The sequence below is a fragment of the Rhizobium rosettiformans genome, from assembly GCF_016806065.1.
GTDB lineage: Bacteria > Pseudomonadota > Alphaproteobacteria > Rhizobiales > Rhizobiaceae > Allorhizobium.
Genome location: NZ_CP032405.1, coordinates 480,567 through 495,470, shown reverse-complemented (window position 1 = coordinate 495,470; position 14,904 = coordinate 480,567). Strand labels below are relative to the sequence as shown.

General features: G+C 61.9%; 15 protein-coding genes. 10 read left to right on the top strand and 5 right to left on the bottom strand.

The annotated features are described in order from the left end of the window. Positions 1 to 54 precede the first annotated feature (54 nt). From D4A92_RS02480 to D4A92_RS02465, 4 genes are read left to right on the top strand one after another with little or no spacing between them, the layout of a single operon-like run. The gene (locus D4A92_RS02480; RefSeq protein ID WP_203017879.1) at positions 55 to 1,578 is read left to right on the top strand and encodes a sugar ABC transporter ATP-binding protein; all 1,524 of its coding nucleotides are present in this window, start codon (positions 55 to 57) and stop codon (positions 1,576 to 1,578) included. Then, a complete protein-coding gene (locus D4A92_RS02475; RefSeq protein ID WP_203017878.1) occupies positions 1,575 to 2,618 on the top strand; it encodes an ABC transporter permease in 1,044 nt (347 codons plus the stop codon). The genes D4A92_RS02480 and D4A92_RS02475 overlap by 4 nt, the downstream gene beginning before the upstream one ends. Next, complete coding sequence (yjfF, locus tag D4A92_RS02470; protein ID WP_203017877.1) at positions 2,615 to 3,595, top strand: galactofuranose ABC transporter, permease protein YjfF; 981 nt, start codon at positions 2,615 to 2,617, stop codon at positions 3,593 to 3,595. Before D4A92_RS02475 ends, yjfF begins: the two co-directional genes overlap by 4 nt. After that, a complete protein-coding gene (locus tag D4A92_RS02465; RefSeq protein WP_006724778.1) occupies positions 3,592 to 4,329 on the top strand; it encodes a FadR/GntR family transcriptional regulator in 738 nt (245 codons plus the stop codon). Before yjfF ends, D4A92_RS02465 begins: the two co-directional genes overlap by 4 nt. A 32-nt stretch (positions 4,330 to 4,361) precedes the next feature. Here the strand turns inward: D4A92_RS02465 and D4A92_RS02460 are convergent, their stop codons facing one another. Continuing rightward, the gene (locus D4A92_RS02460) at positions 4,362 to 5,075 is read right to left on the bottom strand and encodes a GntR family transcriptional regulator (protein WP_203017876.1); all 714 of its coding nucleotides are present in this window, start codon (positions 5,073 to 5,075) and stop codon (positions 4,362 to 4,364) included. 261 nt (positions 5,076 to 5,336) lie between these two features. On the opposite strand from D4A92_RS02460, the gene D4A92_RS02455 reads away from it, so the two are divergent. The 6 genes from D4A92_RS02455 to D4A92_RS02430 all read left to right on the top strand — a co-directional run bounded on the left by D4A92_RS02455 (position 5,337) and on the right by D4A92_RS02430 (position 11,254). Next, positions 5,337 to 6,425 carry an ABC transporter ATP-binding protein gene (locus tag D4A92_RS02455; RefSeq protein WP_203017875.1) on the top strand — a complete coding sequence of 363 codons (1,089 nt, stop codon included), beginning with the start codon at positions 5,337 to 5,339 and terminating at the stop codon, positions 6,423 to 6,425. A 32-nt stretch (positions 6,426 to 6,457) separates the two neighbouring features. Next, a complete protein-coding gene (locus D4A92_RS02450) occupies positions 6,458 to 7,747 on the top strand; it encodes an ABC transporter substrate-binding protein (protein ID WP_203017874.1) in 1,290 nt (429 codons plus the stop codon). 185 nt (positions 7,748 to 7,932) lie between these two features. After that, on the top strand, positions 7,933 to 8,838 hold the full coding sequence (locus tag D4A92_RS02445; RefSeq protein ID WP_203017873.1) for an ABC transporter permease: 906 nt from the start codon (positions 7,933 to 7,935) through the stop codon (positions 8,836 to 8,838). A 1-nt stretch (position 8,839) separates the two neighbouring features. Beyond that, the gene (locus D4A92_RS02440) at positions 8,840 to 9,658 is read left to right on the top strand and encodes an ABC transporter permease (RefSeq protein ID WP_203017872.1); all 819 of its coding nucleotides are present in this window, start codon (positions 8,840 to 8,842) and stop codon (positions 9,656 to 9,658) included. Positions 9,659 to 9,662: 4 nt separating this feature from the next. Next, on the top strand, positions 9,663 to 10,406 hold the full coding sequence (locus D4A92_RS02435) for an aspartate/glutamate racemase family protein (RefSeq protein WP_203017870.1): 744 nt from the start codon (positions 9,663 to 9,665) through the stop codon (positions 10,404 to 10,406). Continuing rightward, positions 10,403 to 11,254, top strand: a complete 852-nt coding sequence (locus D4A92_RS02430) for a GNAT family N-acetyltransferase (protein ID WP_203017868.1) — start codon at positions 10,403 to 10,405, stop codon at positions 11,252 to 11,254. Before D4A92_RS02435 ends, D4A92_RS02430 begins: the two co-directional genes overlap by 4 nt. 6 nt (positions 11,255 to 11,260) lie before the next feature. Here the strand turns inward: D4A92_RS02430 and D4A92_RS02425 are convergent, their stop codons facing one another. From D4A92_RS02425 to D4A92_RS02410, 4 genes are read right to left on the bottom strand one after another with little or no spacing between them, the layout of a single operon-like run. After that, entirely contained in the window at positions 11,261 to 11,761 is a 501-nt protein-coding gene (locus D4A92_RS02425; protein ID WP_203017866.1) for a GNAT family N-acetyltransferase, read from the bottom strand. A gap of 1 nt (position 11,762) precedes the next feature. Then, positions 11,763 to 12,695: an ROK family protein gene (locus D4A92_RS02420; RefSeq protein ID WP_203017864.1), complete on the bottom strand. Its 933-nt coding sequence runs from the start codon at positions 12,693 to 12,695 to the stop codon at positions 11,763 to 11,765. Further along, a complete protein-coding gene (nagA, locus tag D4A92_RS02415; RefSeq protein ID WP_203017862.1) occupies positions 12,692 to 13,876 on the bottom strand; it encodes an N-acetylglucosamine-6-phosphate deacetylase in 1,185 nt (394 codons plus the stop codon). Before nagA ends, D4A92_RS02420 begins: the two co-directional genes overlap by 4 nt. Further along, a complete protein-coding gene (locus tag D4A92_RS02410) occupies positions 13,873 to 14,895 on the bottom strand; it encodes an SIS domain-containing protein (protein WP_203017860.1) in 1,023 nt (340 codons plus the stop codon). Before D4A92_RS02410 ends, nagA begins: the two co-directional genes overlap by 4 nt. Positions 14,896 to 14,904 lie beyond the last annotated feature (9 nt).

Here is a 14,904-nt window from a genome sequence, read left to right as displayed (position 1 = left end):
GCTTTCTCGCGGCATCGTCGTGGGCTAGCTTCGTGGGAGTGGGGGAAGAGGCATATGACCGAGCATTCATCGATCGTGCTTGCGGCGGCGGGCATCACCAAGACATTCGGCAATCATACGGCGCTCGACGCTGTCGATATCGCGTTTCATCGCGGCGAAGTGCATGCGCTTCTCGGCGAAAACGGTGCCGGTAAATCCACGCTGATCAAGATCCTGACCGGTGCCTATATCCCGGATGGCGGGACCATCACCGTCGATGGCGAGCCTGTGAATTTCACGACGCCGCAGCAGGCCCAGACGCTCGGCATCGGTACGGTCTATCAGGAGGTCAATCTCCTGCCGAATATGACCGTCGTCGACAATCTGTTCATTGGCCGGCAGCCGACCAACCGCCTTGGTTTGGTCGACAAACTTCGTATGGAGCGGGAATCGCGCGAGATCCTGGCGACCTACGGCCTCGACATCGACGTGAAGGCGGAGCTTTCGACATTCTCCGTCGCCGTCCAGCAGATCATTGCGATCGCCCGTGCCGTCGAGCTCTCCGGCAAGGTGCTGATCCTCGACGAGCCGACTGCCAGTCTCGACCGGTCCGAGGTCGAAAAGCTGTTTAGCATCGTCCGGCAGCTGCGCGACCGTGGTCTCGCGATTGTCTTCATTACCCACTTCCTCGACCAGGTTTTCGAGCTTTCTGACCGCGTGACGGTCCTGCGCAACGGACGACTCGTCGGGACGCAGGCGATTGCCTCGCTCGATCGCACCAGTCTGGTGCGCATGATGCTTGGCAAGGACCTCGCCTTTCATCACCACGACGTGCTCGGAGAAGAGGGCGAGGTGGGCGAGACGCTGATGGAATTCGAAGGTTTCGGTCTCTCGAACAGCGTGCAGCCCTTCGATCTCAAGATCCATCGCGGCGAAGTCGTCGGCGTCGCCGGTCTCCTGGGGTCCGGTCGTACCGAGATGGCGCGGCTGATGTTCGGCATCGATCAGGCCGATAGCGGCTCGATCAAGATTGACGGTTCAAGCCGCCAGGTGCGCAATCCGCGCGAGGCCGTCGAACTCGGCTTCGGCTTCTGCCCTGAAGATCGCAAGATCGATGGTATCTTCGGCGACCTCTCGGTGCGCGAGAATATCGTGATCGCCATGCAGGCGCGGCTCGGTTGGTTCAAGGCGCTCAATCGCGACGAACAGCTGGAGATCGCCGGCAACTTCATCGAGGCGCTCGACATCCGCACGGCCTCGGCGGAACTGCCGGTCAAGCTGCTCTCGGGTGGGAACCAGCAGAAGGTGATCCTCGCCCGCTGGCTTGCGACCGATCCGCGTTTCCTCATCCTCGACGAGCCGACACGCGGCATCGATGTCGGCGCCCATGCCGAGATCGTGCGCATGATCAGCCGGCTGCGCGAAGACGGACTGGCCCTCGTCGTGATCTCGTCCGAACTCGACGAAATCGTCAGTTATTCCTCGCGTGTCGTCGTCATGCGTGATCGCAAAATGGTCGCCGAACTGCATGGCGCCGACATCACCCCGGGTGTCATCGTCCAGACCATTGCCGCCCAGCCGGCGGAGGCCGAGGCATGAAAAGGCTTTCCATGTCCCGCATCATTTCCCCACAGCTTCTGGCTCTTGCCGGCGTGCTGTTTTTTAACTGGCTGGTCTTTCCCGGCTTCTTCAATGTGACCTGGCAGGATGGCCGGCTGTTCGGCAGCCTGATCGACGTCATCAATCGCGGCGCACCTGTCGCGATCCTGGCGATCGGCATGACGGCGATCATTGCGACCAAAGGCGTTGATCTCTCGGTCGGTGCCGTGATGGCGGTTGCCGGTGCGGTTGCCGCCACCTGCGCGGTTGCCGGGCAGCCGTTGATCGTGACACTCGCGGCAGCGCTTGCCGTCGGCATTCTCTGCGGTCTTTGGAACGGAATTCTGGTCGCCTATCTCGGCATCCAGCCTTTCGTCGCCACACTGGTGTTGATGGTGGCGGGGCGAGGGGTGGCGCAGCTGATCACCGAGGGCTCGATCGTCACCTTCTCCGATCAGGCACTTATTTTCGTCGGGACCGGCAATCTGTTCGGTCTGCCTATGCCGGCTGTCATTGCCATCGTGCTGATGGTGGTCGCGCATTTCGTGATGCGCCGGACAGCCGTCGGCCTCTTCATCGAAGCCATCGGCATCAATCTGTCGGCCGCCAACTATACCGGTTTGCGCAGCAAGGTCGTCATTCTGTGCATCTATGCCTTCGGTGGCTTCTGTGCCGCGACGGCCGGCATCATTGCGGCCGCCGATATTCGCGGGGCGGATGCCAACAATGCCGGCCTCTGGCTCGAGCTCGATGCGATCCTTGCGGTCGTCATCGGTGGCACTTCGCTGCTCGGCGGTCGCTTCTCGATCCCGATGTCGGTGCTCGGCGCGATCATCATTCAGGCGATGAATACCGGCGTGCTCGTCTCCGGCTTTCCGCCGGAGTTCAACCTGATCGTCAAGGCGGGCATGATCATCATCATCCTGGTGTTGCAATCGGCCCGGATCGCCCAGGTGCTCGGGCGCAAATTCGGCCCGCGTCAGGCACCGGCCACGACACCGACCCAGACCAAGACCCAAACTTCGGGACAGGCACGATGAATCCGCGTTATCGCCCTCTCGCCGCGACCACCCTCATCTTCGTGATCGCTTATGCCATCTGCATTTCCCAATATCCGGGCATGTGGTCGACGCGCGTCTTCGGCAACTTTCTGACCGACAACGCCTTTCTCGGCATCGCTGCAGTCGGTGCGACCTTCGTCATCATTTCCGGCGGCATCGATCTCTCCGTCGGTGCGGTGATCGGCCTGACCGGCGTCATCACGGCCATTCTGATTTCCTGGGTCGGCCTGCATCCCATGGCGGTCTTTGCAATCGTTCTGGTTCTGGCCGCAGCCTTCGGGGCATCCATGGGGGCGGTCATCCACTTCCTGCAGGTGCCGCCCTTCATCGTGACGCTGGCGGGCATGTTCCTGGCGCGCGGCATGGCCTCGGTGCTCAGCCAGGATTCCATCCCGATCGATCACGAGTTCTACCGGACGATTTCCAGCCTATACTATCGACTGCCCGGTGGTGGGCGCCTGAGCTTCATCGGTCTCTTGATGCTCGCCACCTTCATCGTCTTCGGGTTCATCGCCCACAAGACGCGGTTCGGCTCCTATGTCTATGCGATCGGCGGCAATGCCAATTCGGCCTCGCTGATGGGCGTTCCGACCGGGCAAGTGACCATCGGCATCTATGCCCTGTCGTCCTTCCTGGGCGGGCTCGCCGGGATCGTCTACTCGCTTTACACTTCGGCGGGCTACCCGCTGGCGGCGGTCGGCATCGAACTTGACTCGATTGCAGCCGTGGTGATAGGCGGAACCCTGTTGACGGGCGGTTATGGTTTCATCTTCGGAACCCTGATCGGGGTCATGCTGCAGGGCCTTGTCCAGACTTACATCGTCTTCGATGGGACGCTCTCCAGCTGGTGGACTAAAATCGCCATCGGGTTCCTGCTGTTCATGTTCATCTTGCTTCAGAAGCTGGTGTTTACCGCGCAGACCGGGCGTACGCGCCTGAAGAAGGCCCCTGCATGAGTGAGCCGGGGAGCCTTCTTCGCTCCCTGTCCGGGCGGTCGACGGCGCGCAACTACCATTCGCATGTGATCAACGAGATCGGGGCCGGGGTTATCTCCGGCCGTTACCCGATCGGCACGACGCTGCCGAACGATGCCGAATTGATGGAGGAATTCGAGGTCTCGCGCACGGTGTTGCGCGAGGCCTTGAAGACTTTGGAGGCCAAGGGGCTGCTCGAAGCCCGCCCGAAGGTTGGGACCAAGGTCGCCAAGAAGAGCCGCTGGAGCCTATATGATCCGCAGGTTCTGGCCTGGCATCTGGAAGCCCCTGTCGATGCCGAGTTCCTGTCGGGTCTGCACGAGGTGCGCCGCTCGCTGGAGCCGCAGGCCGCGGCCGAAGTGGCACGGCGCCGTACCGCCGACCAGATCCGCCTGATGCTCTACTGGATCCACCAGATGGAGACCTCGCTCGGTTCGCTTCAGAATTTCGCGCTCGCCGATTTCGAACTGCACCGCATCATCGCCGACTCGGCTCACAATCCTTTCGTGCGGGCGCTATACGGCGTCATCGAGCTGGCCCATGCGCTGGCCTACAAGGCGCTGATGGCGGCGCCGGATCCATGCCTTCTGGATGCGCTCCTCGAGAAACACCGGTTGCTGGTCAACCGGATCGAATATGGCGACGAAGCCGGAGCGAGAGCCGCCATGCTCGAAACAATCGAGCACGATCGCAAGGTCGCGCAGCGATCCGGCTGACATGTTCTTAAGACCCGCTCGAAACGACGAGGTCAGAGGGCGAGCGCGTCCTTGAGCGTGCGGGCTTCGGCCATGGTGAGATCGAGATCGGCCTCGATGTGATCGATGTGATGCAGCATGAGATGGGTCGCCTTTTTAGCGTCGCCCTTTTCCAGCGCATTCAGGATTTCGTCGTGCTCGTCATGTCCGCAGCTGGAAATGCCTGTGCGGCCATAAAGCGCGATGACGAGGGATGAGCGGGCGACGAGCTCGTCCATGAATTTTTCCAGCACCTGATTGCCAGCCACCTTGGCCAGCATGAGGTGGAAATCGCCCGATGCCTTGATCTCGGCGCGTCTTGCATTCGCGCCGCGTTCGGTGCGGTATCGCGCCTCTTCCTTCAGGTGTTCGCGCAGGGCGGCTATATCGTCAGCTGTGATCCGTTCAGCGGCGGCCGCAATGATGCCGGCCTCGATCAGGCGGCGCGACGCGAAGACCTGGCGGGCTTCTTCCGTGCTCGGATTGGAGACGAAGGCGCCGCGATTTCTCTCGGTGCGGACCAAGCCCTCGAAGGCCAGCATCTGCAAAGCGTCGCGAACGACCGTCCGGCTGACGTCGAAAAGCGTGCCGACTTCGGCCTCCGATAGCTTCGTGCCGGGGGCCAGCCGGCGGTCGACGATGGCGTCGCGCAAAGCGTCGCGGATCGCCCGGGCGCGGTCTTCGAGATTGGGGTCGAGTTGCCTGCGGAGCGAGCTCTTGGCGTTCATGGGTCCATCCGGTGTCTGTCACCCCTTTTAGCTGGGAGCCGACATTCGCGAAAGATCGAAGCAACACCAAATTCTATCAGGATTGCATACAATCGTGTCGTTGAATTGGCCTCAATCGATTAATTCCTGTGCATGCAGTCTCAGTGAATGCTCATTCCTTTTGCGCCGCAGCAATCGTCATCATGGGATTCAAGGACTTAACGCTGCGGGGCGGAACTGGCACGGCTTATGCATCGTCCTTTGCGAGACGAAGGAGCCGCCATGACGAAAGCCGCCGACATCGAACTTGCCGCCGTTACCAAGACCTACGGGACGTCGACTGCGGTTCATGCCATCAGCCTCAAGATCCCGGCTGGCACTTACTGCTGCCTGCTCGGACCTTCCGGTTGCGGCAAGACATCAACGCTCAGAATGGTCGCCGGTCATGAAAGTGTCTCCTCCGGCGATGTCCTTTTCGGCAATTCAAACGTGACGGATCTGCCGCCTGCCAGACGTGGCACGGCGATGATGTTCCAGTCGTATGCGTTGTTCCCACATCTTGATCTTGTCGACAATGTTGCGTTCAGCCTGAAGATGAAGGGTATCGACAAGGAGGCGCGCCGCGCGCAAGCGCTTGAAATGCTCAAGCTGATGCAGTTGGAGGCCTATGCCGAGCGTCGTCCGGCCCAGCTGTCCGGTGGTCAGCAGCAGCGCGTCGCGCTTGCGCGTGCCCTGATCACCAGGCCCGAGGCACTGCTGCTCGATGAGCCCCTCTCGGCGCTCGATCCGTTTCTCAAAATCCGCATGCGCGCCGAACTGAAGAAGCTGCAGACCTCGCTCGGCATCACCTTCGTGCATGTGACCCACAGCCAGGAAGAGGCAATGGCGCTCGCCGATCTCATTGTCGTGATGAACGAGGGACGCATCGAGCAGGCGGCGACGCCACGCACCGTCTTCGAGCGGCCAGCGACCGCCTTTGTCGCCCGCTTCATGGGAGACCACAATGTGCTCACCGGGAGCATCGTTGAACGCACGTCCGAGGGTCTCTTCATTGAGGTGATCGGTGGCGGGCGGTTCTTCGCGCTCGGCGCCTCGCCAGTCAAAGATGATCAGGCCGACATCGCCATCCGGACGGACCATGTGCGCATCGGCGGCGTGCCGGCCGATGGTCTCGGCTTCGACGGTGTTGTGTCGAATGTCGAATATCTCGGCGCCAAGGTGAAGCTGACCGTCACCACCGCTTTCACCGACGAATTCACCGCCGTGCTTTCGGACGCGGCCTTCTTTGCCTCTCCGGTTCGCGTCGGGGAAGGCGTCACCCTGTCATGGGATCAGCCGGATTCGATCGTCCTCGGACGCATCGTGAAGTGAAACCAAACCAATAAAACCAGGAGAACAGCGCAATGTCAGACAGCAGCAAGACGAAGAAGGGCGTATCCCGCCGCACATTCCTGAAGACAGCATCGGCCGCGGCAGGCCTCGCCGCCGGTTCGGGTGCTATCACCGGCTTCCCGACGATCTGGGCGCAGAACCCCATCACGCTGCGCCAGTTTGGCACGGGAGTGTCGAACATCAATGCCATCGCCCAGAAGTGCAAGGAAGACCTTGGCATCACGCTCGAGATGACGGCAACGGATTCCGACGCTGCAGCCCAGCGCGCCGTGACCCAGCCGAATTCCTACGACATTGCCGACATCGAATACTGGATCCTGAAGAAGGTCTATCCGACCGGCGTCATCCAGCCGATGGAAACCTCGAAGCTCAAGTTCTACGACAAGGTCGTTCCGCTGTTCAAAAACGGCAAACTCCTGCCCGACAGCGTGATCGCGCAAGGCACCGCGCCGCACACGGTTGGTTATGTCGAGAGCAAGGATGCAAAGACCTTTGCATCCGGCGAGACCGAACTCTTCACGATGATGCCGACCATCTACAATGCCGACACGCTCGGCATCCGACCGGATCTGGTTGGTCGCGAGATCACCTCCTGGGCCGACATCATGGACCCGGCCTTCAAGGGCAAGACATCGATCCTCAATATTCCGTCGATCGGCATCATGGATGCCGCGATGATCTGCGAAGCCATGGGCATCATCAAATATGCCGACAAGGGCAACATGACCCAGGCCGAGATCGACACCACGATCGATTTCCTCATCAAGGCCAAGCAGGACGGCCAGTTCCGCGCCTTCTGGAAGTCCTTCGACGAAAGCGTCAACCTGATGGCCTCAGGCGAAGTCGTCATCCAGTCGATGTGGTCGCCGGCCGTTGCCGCCGTCCGCTCGAAGGGCATCGCCTGCAAGTATCAGCCACTCAAGGAAGGCTACCGCTCCTGGGGCGGCGGTCTGGGTCTCGCCGCACATCTCGAAGGCGCGCAGCTCGATGCGGCCTATGAATACATCAACTGGTACACATCCGGCTGGGTCGGCGGCTATCTCAACCGCCAGGGCTACTACTCGGCCTGCATGGAAACCGCGAAGGAATTCATGTCCGCCGACGAGTGGGGCTACTGGATCGAAGGCAAGGCCGCGACCGGTGACATCATGTCTCCGGAAGGTGTCGTCATGGAAAAGGCAGGCGCAGTCCGCGACGGCGGCTCCTTCGAGGAGCGTATGGGTAAGGTCGCCTGCTGGAACTCCGTCATGGACGAAGACCGCTACATGGTCCGCCGCTGGAACGAATTCATCGCGGCTTGATCTTACTGCGGCGCTGGCCCCTCATCCCCCTGCCGGGACCTTCTCCCCGCATGCGGGGAGAAGGGGCGAGTCGCCGACCGTGCCACAAGTGCCTTCTCCCCGCTTGCGGGGAGAAGATGGCGGCAGCCGGACGAGGGGCAACCTTCCCGGCCCGCTCTTTCCGAAGCGACAGGAGACCTAAAATCATGGTGGAAGTGCGATTTCCGAGTGTCGGCGAGCCTAAGCCGAAGCGCGTGATCCGTGTGCCGCTCGGACTGGTCTCCTATCTGCAGGCCACGCCGCTCATGCTCATCCTCGGTTGCTTCCTGCTGCTGCCGATCCTGATGATCGGAACGGTGTCCTTCTGGGACTATGACTTCGCCCAGATGTATCCCGACTTCGTCACCTTCAACTACACCGAGACGCTCGGCTCCTGGGTCACTTGGAAGATCTATTTCAACACGTTGAAATTCGCCTTCCTCGTCTGGGCGATCACGCTTTTTGTCGGCTTTTGGGTCGCCTATTTCTTGGCTTTTCATGTGCGAACATCCACCATGCAGGGCGTGCTGTTCCTCGTCTGCACCGTGCCCTTTCTGACATCCAACATCATTCGGATGATTTCGTGGATCCCGGTGCTCGGCCGAAATGGTCTGATCAATACCGCACTGGTCAATGCCGGCATCGTGCCACAGCCGATCGAGTGGTTGCTTTATTCGGATTTCGCCGTGGTGCTCGCCATGGTGCATCTCTACACGCTGTTCATGGTCACCCCGATCTTCAACACGATGATGCGAATCGACCGCTCGCTGCTCGAAGCGGCGCGTGATGCAGGCGCCAGCGGCTGGCAGATCCTGACCAATGTCATCATCCCCTTGTCGAAGCCCGGCATGGCGATCGGCACGATCTTCGTGGTGACCCTCGTCATGGCCGATTTCTCCACCGTGCAGGTCATGTCCGGCGGGCAGAGCGCGTCCGTCGCGCTGATGATGAAGAACCAGATGTCGCTGCTGCAATATCCGGCAGCCGCCGCCAACGCCGTCGTGCTCTTGGCACTGGTGCTGCTGATGGTCGCGGCCATTCTCCGCGTCGTCGATATCCGGAAGGAGCTTTGAGATGAACACCGAGAAACGGTCGCGCGAGTTCTACGTGCTCGCCATCTTCTTCACCCTCTTTGTACTGTTCCTATACGGCCCCTTGTCGGCAATCGTGATCCTCTCCTTTCAGGGGCCGAATGGCGGGTTAACCTTTCCGTTGAACGGGGTTTCGCTGCGCTGGTTCGCCAACCTGTTCGAACAGCAAGCGGTCGGTGATTTCGGCGGTTCGTTCCGCCGTTCCTTCGCGCTCGGCGTCATGGTCATGGTGGTGACGGTGGTCGTTTCGCTGCTCGCGGGCCTTGCCTTCCGTCGCAAGTTCGCCGGGTCGACAGCGCTCTTCTATCTCTCGGTTGCCAGCCTCGTCGTGCCCTCGATCATCATTTCGCTCGGCATCGGCGTCTTGTTCAGCCAGCTCGGTTTGCAGCCGGCCTGGTATTCCTCGGGCTTTGGCGCGCATCTCACCTGGACACTGCCCTTCGGCGTGCTGATCATGTTTGCGATCTTCAACCGCTTCTCGCCGGCTTATGAGGAAGCTGCACGTGACCTTGGTGCGACCTCCTGGCAGACCTTCCGGCATGTCGTTCTGCCGATGATCGCACCGCCCTTGATCGGGGTCGGGCTGTTCGGCTTTACGCTCTCCTATGACGAGTTCGCGCGCACGCTGATGACGTCTGGGACCTACAACACGCTGCCGCTAGAGATCTACGGCATGACGACCAATGTCACGACGCCGGTGCTTTATGCGCTCGGCACGGTGACGACGCTCTTCTCCTTCCTGGTGATTGCGGGAACGCTTGGGCTCATCATGGCCATGAACCGCCGTCGGGGGCGGACGTGATCGCATGAAGATTGCCGTCATCAATCCGAACACGACCGCCAGCATGACTGCGACCATTGCCGATGCTGCGCGGCGGGTCGCCCATACCGGAACCGAGATCGTGGCCGTTACCTCGTCAATGGGGCCGGTCTCGATCGAGGGCTATTATGACGAGGTCTTCGCGGTGCCCGGCCTGCTGGTGGAAATCGCCAAGGCGGAACGCGAGGGGGCAGATGCCATCGTGATTGCCTGTTTCGACGATACGGGGCTCGATGCAGCCCGGGCGCTGGCGGGTATCCCGGTCATCGGCATCTGCGAGGCGGCGGTCTCTACCACTGCATTCATAGCCCAGCGTTTTTCGATCGTGACCACCATGGAACGCTCGCGGCTGCCGGTCGAACATCTCGTGCATCGCTACGGCATGGGCACTCGCTGCAAGGTGCGGGCGGCAGATGTCCCTGTTTTGTCGCTCGAAGATCCCAATTCCAACGCCCGCGACCGGCTGCGCAGCGAGATATCGGCAGCGCTCAAGGACGACAGGGCCGAGGCGATCGTGCTCGGCTGCGCGGGCATGGCGGATCTCACGGCAGCACTCCGGCAGGAGTTCGGCGTGCCTGTGATCGATGGCGTGGCGGCCGCCGTGAAACAGGCAGAGAGCCTTGTCGCGCAGGGCTTGTCGACCGCCAAGCGCGGCGCCTATGCGACGCCTGTCTCCAAGGCCTATCACGGCGAGCTTGCCCGTTTCTCTCCCGCTGCCATGGGCGTATGAGCGTGGCGGAGGATGTGCAGATCAGGGTCCTGACGGCTGGCGACGTCGAGGATCTCGTTGGCTGGGCGGCGCTCGAAGGCTGGAACCCGGGGCATGGCGATGCCGCAGCCTTCCGTGCAGCCGATCCCGAGGGCTTCCTCGGTTGTTTTGTCGACGGCCGGCTCGCAGCCGGGATCTCGGCCTTGCGCTATGGAGACGGCTTTGGCTTCATTGGGCTCTATATCTGCCATCCGGATTTTCGGGGCAGGGGCCTCGGCCGGCGGGTCTGGGAAGCCGGAATGGCGCATCTGGTGGATCGCGTCATCGGCCTCGACGGGGTTGTCGAGCAGCAGGCGAATTATGGCCGCATGGGTTTTGTGACCGCCTATGATACCGTGCGCTGGAGCATCGAGCGCATGCCGGCACTGCCTGCAAGCTTCGCCCGGTGCGAGGCGATCACCGAGGGTGATCTCGCCGAGATCCTTGCGCTCGATCGGGCATTCTTCCCCGCGCCGAGAGAAGATTTCCTCACAGACTGGCTAAAGCCGCCGCGCCGGGCCTTCCTCTGCCGTCGGCAGGGTGTGGTGGCCGGCTATGCCGTGATGCGACCTTGCCTCAGCGGCTACAAGATCGGGCCGCTGTTTGCGACCGATGGGCGAACGGCTGAGGATCTGCTGAAAATCTGCCTTGCAAACCTCAAGGGCGAGGAAGTGCATCTGGATGTGCCGGAATACCAGGAAGGCTTTCGCTACCTGCTCGGCCGTCTCGGCTTCAGCCAAGGTTTCCAGACGTCGCGCATGTATCGAGGCGAGCCGCCGTCCGTGCAGAAGACGGGTGTCTATGCGATCACCACACTGGAACTCGGCTGAGGTTTCTCAGTCCGCCATGCCTGACGGTGCGGCAAGCGGCAGCATATCCTTGTAAATGCCGGGCGAAGAGCCGGGGATGGCGATGGCACCGACACTCTTTTCATAGAAGCCCATGGGGCCGGCGCCGCCGATGATCGCATAGCCGTATCCCTGGTCGCGCATGTCGAGGAGCGTGCGGATCAAGAGGGCATGGCCGATGCCCCGGCCGCGGGCCTTCTCATCCACGCCGGTCGGGCCAAAGAAACCCTTCATGGTGGCCTTGTGGCAGGCAAAGCCGAGCAGCGTTTCGCCTTCATGGGCAATCCAGCAGGTCACAGGCTGGCGCATGATTGCCGCCGTCGCCTCCGATGCCCAGCCGGCGCCGAAACGATGCTCGATCCAGGCCGTTATTCCGGCAAGTTCGGGTACCAATGCGCGCCTTATGGTCACGCCCTGGGCCGTCATACGCTGTTCAAGGTCCGGATTGGCGTTAAGCTCATAAAGCTTCACCAGCATGTCTGCGGCCATGTCAGTCTTCCCTGTGGTCTTTGGCGAAGTCGAGGCCAAGGATGGCAGCGCCGACGAGGCCCGGCTCCACACGGCAGGCTGCGGGAACGACGATCGGATTGCCGAACTTGCGCAGGATGCGTGCTCGCAAGGCCTTATCGATGCGGGTCAGCAGTTCCGGAACATTCGAAAGGCCACCGCCAACGGGCAGGATGGTGGTTCCGGTGACATTGACCACGACCGAGAGCGGATCGGTGAGGATGTCGACATAGACATCGATGGTGCGTTCGGCCTTCGCGTCACCCGTCAGCCAGTCGGCGATGATTTCTTCGCTCGTCAGCTGTTCGGCGTGAATGTGCTTGTGCAGCTTTTCGAGGCCCCGCGCGCTGCAGATCGCATCGATACAGCCGATCTGGCCGCAGCCGCACTGGAAGCGTGGCACGTGTATCGGAGGCGTGCCGGCTTCGGTTGGCTGGATCGGCCCATGGCCCCATTCGCCGGCGAAGCCACTCGCGTTGATTAGCTTGCCGTCGATGACGAGGCCGCCGCCGACGCCGGTGCCGAGGATGACGCCGAACACGACCCGATGGCCGCGTGCCGCGCCAATGCCGGCTTCGGCCAGAACGAAGCAGTCGGCATCATTGGCAACGATGACCGGGAGGCCGAGAGCGGCTTCGAGATCGGCCTGAAGCGGCCGGCCATGAATGCAGGGGATGTTGGCGACGACGGCGTTGAAAGTGTCGGGATCGATGACCCCGGCGATCGAGATCGCGATGCAGGCAGCGCGCTCACCGGCGATGGCTTCGGCTTCCGCGATGACCGATGCGAGCGTTGCGACGAAAGCGTCGAAATCGTGGATCGGGGTGGGCTGTCGCGGGAAAGGGCGGATGTCTTCGGGGCCCTTTGCGAGCGCGCCCTTGATGGCCGTGCCGCCGATATCGAAACAGACGATCATGCGAAGACCCGGCTCGGTTCAGCGCCCGTCGCGAACACGCAGGTCCCTGCGATCCAGGTCGAGTGGATGTCGAGATCCGGACCGAGCACGACCAAGTCGGCATCCTGGCCTTCGGTCAGGCTTCCCTTCGTCGGGGTGCCAATGGCTTCTGCGGGATAGAGCGAGGCCATGCGCAGCGCCTCTTCCAATGGCTGGCCGAGTTTCTCGTGCACGTAGCGAACGCAGGAGAGCATGTCGATGTCGGCGCCGGCGAGCGTTCCATCGGCAAGCGTCAGGCGACCATCGCGGCGATAGACAGTCCGGCCGTTAAGGTCGAAGCTTGTCTCATCAGAGCCAATGGTCGACATGGCATCGGTGACGAGAAAGATATGGGCGGGGCCGGTCTTGGCGGCGAGCGCGATTTTCATGGTCGCCGGATCGACATGGAAACCGTCGGCGATCAGGCCGCAATGCAGGACCGGCGAGGTGAGGGCAGCACCCACGAGGCCGGGCTCCCGGTTGCCGAGCGGGCTCATGGCGTTGAAGAGATGGGTCACGAGCGTGGCGCCCGCCTCGACATAGGCTTCAACACTGGCGCAGCTCGTGTCGGTGTGACCGAGGCTCACGCGGTAGCCGGCCTGAACGAGGCGCTTGACCTGATCCGGGGTGACACTTTCCGGGGCAACCGTGATCATCGGAATGCCGAAACGCCCTGCCTGTTCGACAAGGTAGTCCAGATCGGCTTGCGCCATCGGGCGGATCAGGTCCGGATCATGGGTTCCCTTGCGGGCGATCGAGAGGTGCGGGCCTTCCAGATGCAGGCCGAGATAACCCAGCTCGCCCACCTTGGCTGCTGCCTCGCCGGCAGTGATCGCCTCGCGCTTGATCTCGGGCGCATCGGTGATCAGCGTGACCATGAGGGCTGTTGTGCCAAAGCGGGCATGGGCCTCGCAGATCGTGCGGATACCGGTCACAGTCGGGTCGTTGTTGAACAGCACACCGCCGCCGCCATTCACCTGCAGGTCGATGAAGCCGGGGGCAATCAGCGCATCGCCCATATCCTGCTTGGCAATGCCCGCGGGCAAGTCTGCTCGGGCGACAACAGCCTTGACCCGGCCGTTATCGACCAGGAGGGCTGCATCGTCGTGGAACGCGTGCCCATCGAAGATGCGGCTTGCTGTGATGGCGAAGGCTTGTCTCATTGGGTCTCGGTAACTTTCTTCAGTGCGACCGGCTTGTCGGGATTGAAGCCACGGGCACGGGAGAGGGATTCGATAAAGCCATAATAGGGAACGATCAGGGCCAGCGCATCCGTGATCGGGTGTCCCGTCGCGACGAAGGGCAGTTTATGACCGGCCGTCGCCTGATCCGAGGTGATGAAGCAGGTGGCATTGCTGGCCGCGAGCTTCGAGACGGTCCCGGCAATCGAGGCTTCGGCCTTGTCGCGGGCGGCAAAGGCGACGACGGGGAAATCGCGGCCGACGATTGAGACCGGGCCGTGCAACACTTCCGCGGAGGAATAAGCTTCCGCATGCAGTTCGCAGGTCTCCTTGCATTTGAGCGCTGCTTCCGCAGCGATGGCAAGTGCCGGGCCACGGCCGAGCATGTAGAGAGACTCTGCCGACTTCAGCGGATCGAGCAGGGCGCTCCAGTCGAGGGAGAGTGCCTTGTCGAAATGCTCGGGTAGGGCGTCCACGGCGCGGGTCAGCGCATCGTCCCGGCTCCAGCTTGCGAGGATGGCAAGTCCGCCGACAATCGAATTGACGAAGGATTTGGTGGCGGCGACCGCAATCTCCGGGCCGGCCTTGATGTCGACAGCAAAGGTCGCCGCCTCCGCGAGCGGCGAGGGCAAGGTGTTGACCAGGCTCACCGTGGTTGCGCCGCCATCGCGGGCACCTCTGGCCATCGCGACAATGTCGGGACTTGCGCCGGACTGCGAAACGGCAAAAGCGGCGGCTTTAACGAGTTTCATCGGGGCCTCATAGATAGAAGCGAGCGAGGGCCCGAGCGAGGCGACCGGCAGGCCCATCTGCAGCTCGATCGCATATTTGAGGAAGTGCGCCGCATGATCGGACGAGCCGCGGGCGATGGTCACGACAACGCCGGGATCCTCGGCGCGCAGTGCGTTTGCCGCCTCTGATATCACGGTTCTGGAGCTTTCCAGCAATCGGGCGGCTGCTGCGGGGATCTCGTCGATCTCCTCACGCATCTTTGTGGTCATCGGGCAAAC

Excerpts from the sequence above, each read along its gene's own strand:
- D4A92_RS02480 (WP_203017879.1), top strand. The coding sequence starts at position 55 with ATGACCGAGCATTCATCGATCGTGCTTGCGGCGGCGGGCATCACCAAG.
- D4A92_RS02475 (WP_203017878.1), top strand. The coding sequence starts at position 1,575 with ATGAAAAGGCTTTCCATGTCCCGCATCATTTCCCCACAGCTTCTGGCT.
- yjfF (WP_203017877.1), top strand. The coding sequence starts at position 2,615 with ATGAATCCGCGTTATCGCCCTCTCGCCGCGACCACCCTCATCTTCGTG.
- D4A92_RS02465 (WP_006724778.1), top strand. The coding sequence starts at position 3,592 with ATGAGTGAGCCGGGGAGCCTTCTTCGCTCCCTGTCCGGGCGGTCGACG.
- D4A92_RS02460 (WP_203017876.1), bottom strand. The coding sequence starts at position 5,075 with ATGAACGCCAAGAGCTCGCTCCGCAGGCAACTCGACCCCAATCTCGAA.
- D4A92_RS02455 (WP_203017875.1), top strand. The coding sequence starts at position 5,337 with ATGACGAAAGCCGCCGACATCGAACTTGCCGCCGTTACCAAGACCTAC.
- D4A92_RS02450 (WP_203017874.1), top strand. The coding sequence starts at position 6,458 with ATGTCAGACAGCAGCAAGACGAAGAAGGGCGTATCCCGCCGCACATTC.
- D4A92_RS02445 (WP_203017873.1), top strand. The coding sequence starts at position 7,933 with ATGGTGGAAGTGCGATTTCCGAGTGTCGGCGAGCCTAAGCCGAAGCGC.
- D4A92_RS02440 (WP_203017872.1), top strand. The coding sequence starts at position 8,840 with ATGAACACCGAGAAACGGTCGCGCGAGTTCTACGTGCTCGCCATCTTC.
- D4A92_RS02435 (WP_203017870.1), top strand. The coding sequence starts at position 9,663 with ATGAAGATTGCCGTCATCAATCCGAACACGACCGCCAGCATGACTGCG.
- D4A92_RS02430 (WP_203017868.1), top strand. The coding sequence starts at position 10,403 with ATGAGCGTGGCGGAGGATGTGCAGATCAGGGTCCTGACGGCTGGCGAC.
- D4A92_RS02425 (WP_203017866.1), bottom strand. The coding sequence starts at position 11,761 with ATGGCCGCAGACATGCTGGTGAAGCTTTATGAGCTTAACGCCAATCCG.
- D4A92_RS02420 (WP_203017864.1), bottom strand. The coding sequence starts at position 12,695 with ATGATCGTCTGTTTCGATATCGGCGGCACGGCCATCAAGGGCGCGCTC.
- nagA (WP_203017862.1), bottom strand. The coding sequence starts at position 13,876 with ATGAGACAAGCCTTCGCCATCACAGCAAGCCGCATCTTCGATGGGCAC.
- D4A92_RS02410 (WP_203017860.1), bottom strand. The coding sequence starts at position 14,895 with ATGACCACAAAGATGCGTGAGGAGATCGACGAGATCCCCGCAGCAGCC.